This window comes from Nostoc sp. (assembly GCF_041747015.1).
Classification (GTDB): Bacteria; Cyanobacteriota; Cyanobacteriia; order Cyanobacteriales; family Nostocaceae; genus Nostoc.
In genome coordinates this window covers 1-4,171 of sequence record NZ_JBGTFY010000115.1, presented here as the reverse complement: position 1 = coordinate 4,171, position 4,171 = coordinate 1, and the positions used below count along the sequence as shown (strand labels likewise).

General features: G+C 44.2%; 4 protein-coding genes. 1 reads left to right on the top strand and 3 read right to left on the bottom strand.

The genetic code is table 11. The features are described from left to right. Positions 1 to 320 precede the first annotated feature (320 nt). Positions 321 to 1,283: a protochlorophyllide reductase gene (locus tag ACEW80_RS08890; protein WP_373526241.1), complete on the bottom strand. Its 963-nt coding sequence runs from the start codon at positions 1,281 to 1,283 to the stop codon at positions 321 to 323. A 137-nt stretch (positions 1,284 to 1,420) separates the two neighbouring features. Between ACEW80_RS08890 and ACEW80_RS08885 the strand changes: the two genes are divergently transcribed. Then, complete coding sequence (locus ACEW80_RS08885; protein WP_373526240.1) at positions 1,421 to 1,630, top strand: hypothetical protein; 210 nt, start codon at positions 1,421 to 1,423, stop codon at positions 1,628 to 1,630. Between the two features lie 172 nt (positions 1,631 to 1,802). Here the strand turns inward: ACEW80_RS08885 and ACEW80_RS08880 are convergent, their stop codons facing one another. Both ACEW80_RS08880 and ACEW80_RS08875 read right to left on the bottom strand, forming a co-directional pair. Further along, complete coding sequence (locus ACEW80_RS08880; RefSeq protein ID WP_373526239.1) at positions 1,803 to 3,530, bottom strand: succinate dehydrogenase/fumarate reductase flavoprotein subunit; 1,728 nt, start codon at positions 3,528 to 3,530, stop codon at positions 1,803 to 1,805. Between the two features lie 203 nt (positions 3,531 to 3,733). Further along, a complete protein-coding gene (locus ACEW80_RS08875; RefSeq protein ID WP_373526238.1) occupies positions 3,734 to 4,051 on the bottom strand; it encodes a hypothetical protein in 318 nt (105 codons plus the stop codon). Positions 4,052 to 4,171: the final 120 nt, after the last annotated feature.

The following is a 4,171-nucleotide window of genomic DNA, read 5'->3' as shown; positions in this document are numbered from 1 at the left end:
GGTATCAAAACGTTCTAAATCCCCCTAAACCGTCCGATAAATTGGGGACTTTGATTCCGGTTCCCCCTTTTTTAAGGGGGGTTAGGGGGGATCTATAAATGTGTAAAATCACAGCCTAATACTTTTCAAACATCCTCTAAGGAAGAAATACTGCTCTGAAATCGTTAAGCGCCATATCATTTCCTTTTTTTACAACTTTACTAAAGTTAGAGGTGACGTAATAATTACCCCAAACATTGTTTACTTGCACATAATGCTAATTCATTGAATAAAACTAGAGCAATGAATTATGCACAAGGGTAACGCCACCTCCTGTCCCATCACGCAAGTCCAACCAACTTTGCGCTCAGATCCCACATCCGATCGCCTTTGTCGTCATCGCGGGCTTGAGGAGAAACCTTTTGAACAAAGGACTTACCATCTTTTTTTTGCCGATTTCCCCAACTCCAATAAACACCAGATTGATTGTATTCAGGATCGGCAACCACCGCAGCAACCCTTTCTCCCGCCAACTCTTGAGACACATATCCCCCGGTGATGTACTTCTGGAATAATGGAAAGATTTTCTGAAACAAGGGATAGTGGTTTCGGAATAGGGGCGTTTCTGCAACACATCCCGGATAGAGAGAATTGAAGACGATACCGGTTGACTCGTGATAGCGCTCATGCAGTTCCCGCATAGTTAGCACGTTACAAACCTTGCTGTCTTTGTAAGCTTTGACTGGTTCAAACTTCTTGCCGTCAATCATTGCGATCGGCTCTTTAAACCCTTCTGCAAAGCCCTGCAAATCGCCCAAGTCTGGACGCGGCGGAATCTTACCACCCAGTTCGTCTGGATTATGAGTGACAGTTCCCAAAATTACCAGCCTTGGCTCTGAAGATGACTTCTTCAGATCCTCTAGCATCAGGTTGCACAATAGGAAATGTCCCAGGTGATTTGTAGCAACACTTAACTCAAATCCTTCTGGGCTTCGTAGTGGCTCCTTTAACAAAGGCATATAAATTGCAGCGTTGCACACCAAAGCATCTAGGGAATTTCCGCTTGCTCGGAAGTTCTTCACAAATTGTCGAACGCTTTCCATTGAGCCAAGGTCGATATGCATGATAGTGTAGCTGCCCTGGTGGGGAATTCCTATAGATTGGGCTGCAAGTTGAGCCTTCGCCACATCTCTACAGGCCATGACTACGTACCATCCCTTTTCAGCAAGCGCTTTCGCAGCATACAAACCGACTCCCGACGATGTACCCGTAATTACAACCGTTGGCTTGTGATGTTGTTCCATTCTCTTCAGCTTTTATTAACTATCTCTAGGATCTCATACCAGTGAGCCATCATTGTCACCAGCTTTTTCAATAGACCAGGTAGTTTACTACAAATATTTTCTTACACATACTCAATCCAATAAAGACAAATGGAAAAATGACTTTTACTTTTGACGAAACTGCTTATAGCAATCTGCTAGCTGAAGTTGCTCCCAAGGTAATTGAGACGGAAGAGGAGTACGAACGTCTGCTGGTAGTGGCAGAGCGTCTAACCTTTGTAAAGAATCGCACTCAGGAGGAGCGAGTTTTACACAAGTTGCTATCGCAGCTAACTCAATGGCTTGAATCAAAGAAGACTGGCTTCTAAACCAATTAATTTCATCAATTGTGTTTTGCCAATGTTTTCTCTTGTAATGTTTAATGATGACTGTAAAGTTTGGCATATACGTCTATTCATTACGGATATACAGAAAATTCAAATATATTCAGGAGATAGGAATATTATTGCTTAACCCTACATCCTATCCCCGAAACTCCAGTTAATATTTCCGCTCTTTTGGCTCAAACATGGTAATCGCCACGGGACGATACTGTATATCAATTCCGGCTGGTGAATAGTAAGCCATTGTGTGTTTGAGGAAGTTGGCATCATCTCGCTGGGAATAATCTTCGCGGAAATGAGCGCCACGACTCTCCTGGCGATTTAGGGCTGATGCCAAAATAGTCTGTCCCACTACCATCAAACTTCGCAATTCCAAAGCTTCCACGAGTTCCGTATTCCAGCAACTACCTTTGTCATCTAAATAAATTTGAGGGTATTGCTGTTGTATTTCTTCTAATTTCTGCAAACCTTCCCTCATTAACGCTTCAGTACGGAAAACGCCGCAATACTCAGTCATACAATCCTGGAAGGCTTGACGGATTTGGTTAATGCGATATTGTCCTGGTTGTTCTAGCAAAGCTTGAATTTGTTGCTGGGCTTCCGTTACATAGCGTTGCTCATCCACAGAGGGCAACTTCCGTTTTTGCACGTATTTTGCGATCGCAGCCCCAGTCCGCTTACCATAAACTACACACTCCAGCAGTGAATTACTCCCCAAACGATTTGCACCATGCACGGAAACACAAGAAGTTTCACCTGCTGCAAAGAAAGCCTCAACTAAACCATCACCACTACTGCGGACTTGACCATCAGTGTTAACTGGGATACCACCCATACAATAGTGAATTGTCGGGCGGACTGGCATCGGTTGAGTCACGGCATCAACACCTACCAAACGGTGCGCTTCTTCCCAACAGAAGGGAACACGACTCATAATTTTTTCTTTGCCCATGTGCCGCAAATCCAGATAGACAAAGGGGCCACCAGCACTACCGTCGAGATGAATACCACGACCAGCGCGAATTTCGTAAGCGATCGCTCGTGAGGTAATATCACGAGGAGCTAGTTCCATGCGACTGGGTGCATAGTTGCCCATAAAGCGATCGCCTTCACTATTAATCAGATATGCCCCTTCTCCCCGTACCGCTTCCGAAATCAGCACCCCTACTGGATATAAACCAGTGGGATGAAATTGGACAAATTCCATATCTTCGAGGGGCAAACCGGCGATCGCAGTCATTGCTAAACCATCACCAGAAGAAGCGTAATCATTAGAGGTGGTGTTATAAACGCGACCATAGCCCCCTGTGGCAAACATCACCGCCTTAGCCCGCACCACCTCAATATGTCCATCCAAGAGATTGAACATTACCACACCCTTCGCCTCATTTTCTGACAAAATGAGACGCATCACATACCACTCTTCATAAACTTGCACCCCATAACGCCGCAAGTTGTTCACCAATTCGTGCAGAATCGCGTGACCGGTCTTATCCGCGGCGTAGCAAGTACGATTATGGGAATGTCCCCCAAAAGCCCGTTGAGCAATGCGGCCATCGGATAAACGAGAGAATAGAACGCCCATGTGTTCCAAATCAATCACCACATCTGGCGCTGACTGCGCGAGAATTGCTACAGCGTCTTGGTCTGCCAAGTAATCAGAACCCTTGACAGTATCAAAAGCGTGTGCTTCCCAACTATCTTCAGAATCAACATTTTTCAGCGATGCAGCCATACCACCTTGAGCCGCAACCGAGTGCGATCGAATTGGGTGGGTTTTGGCAACCACAGCAATATTTAAACTAGGATCAATACGGGCAATTTCCACAGCAGCGCGACATCCCGCCAATCCACCCCCGACAATAATCACATCATGTTCCAGCATAACTAGCCCTTTGATTGCAAACCCCTGCTGTTCTATTGTAGAGAGGTGATTATATCAGGCAGTTGAAGGAATTGCGATCGCGTCTCTACAAAAAAATTCCCTGCCTATAGACAGGGATATTATTAAAAATTTTGAAATTAAAAATGAATAATTATGAGACAGATAAAGTGACTCATAACTCTTAACTTTTAACTCCTGACTCTTTAGGTTGTTGCTTGTACAGGTTGTTGCTGAGACACATTACCTGGCATGGTTTCCATTTTGGTTCCCGGTCCTACAGGAACTACTTCAATATGATTTAACAATGTAGTCACAAAGGCAAAAAGCAAGAAAGGCAGCGATAGCAAAACGACGAGTCCCACTGTTGCTAAAGCGTACACCGGTTTCTTAGCACCCATTAGCGCCAATGCTGATGCCAAACTTAAGGTGATTGTAATCAACCAAACAATTATTTGACCGTAGATATCGCCAAAGGTCAGGGTACAGACAAACCGATAGTTTTGAATATTATTTCCGCTCATCACATTTGCCTCAAGTCTCTCCTAATAGGTTCTAGATTAGAGCCATGTTTGTCTTGTAGACAATTTCTAAATATTTTTGCAAGATTTGTAATATTACTTTATGATCAACTTTGTTTGAGA

Bases quoted from the DNA above. Each gene is read 5' to 3' on its own strand.
- ACEW80_RS08890 (WP_373526241.1), bottom strand. From the start codon at position 1,283: ATGGAACAACATCACAAGCCAACGGTTGTAATTACGGGTACATCGTCG.
- ACEW80_RS08885 (WP_373526240.1), top strand. From the start codon at position 1,421: ATGACTTTTACTTTTGACGAAACTGCTTATAGCAATCTGCTAGCTGAA.
- ACEW80_RS08880 (WP_373526239.1), bottom strand. From the start codon at position 3,530: ATGCTGGAACATGATGTGATTATTGTCGGGGGTGGATTGGCGGGATGT.
- ACEW80_RS08875 (WP_373526238.1), bottom strand. From the start codon at position 4,051: ATGAGCGGAAATAATATTCAAAACTATCGGTTTGTCTGTACCCTGACC.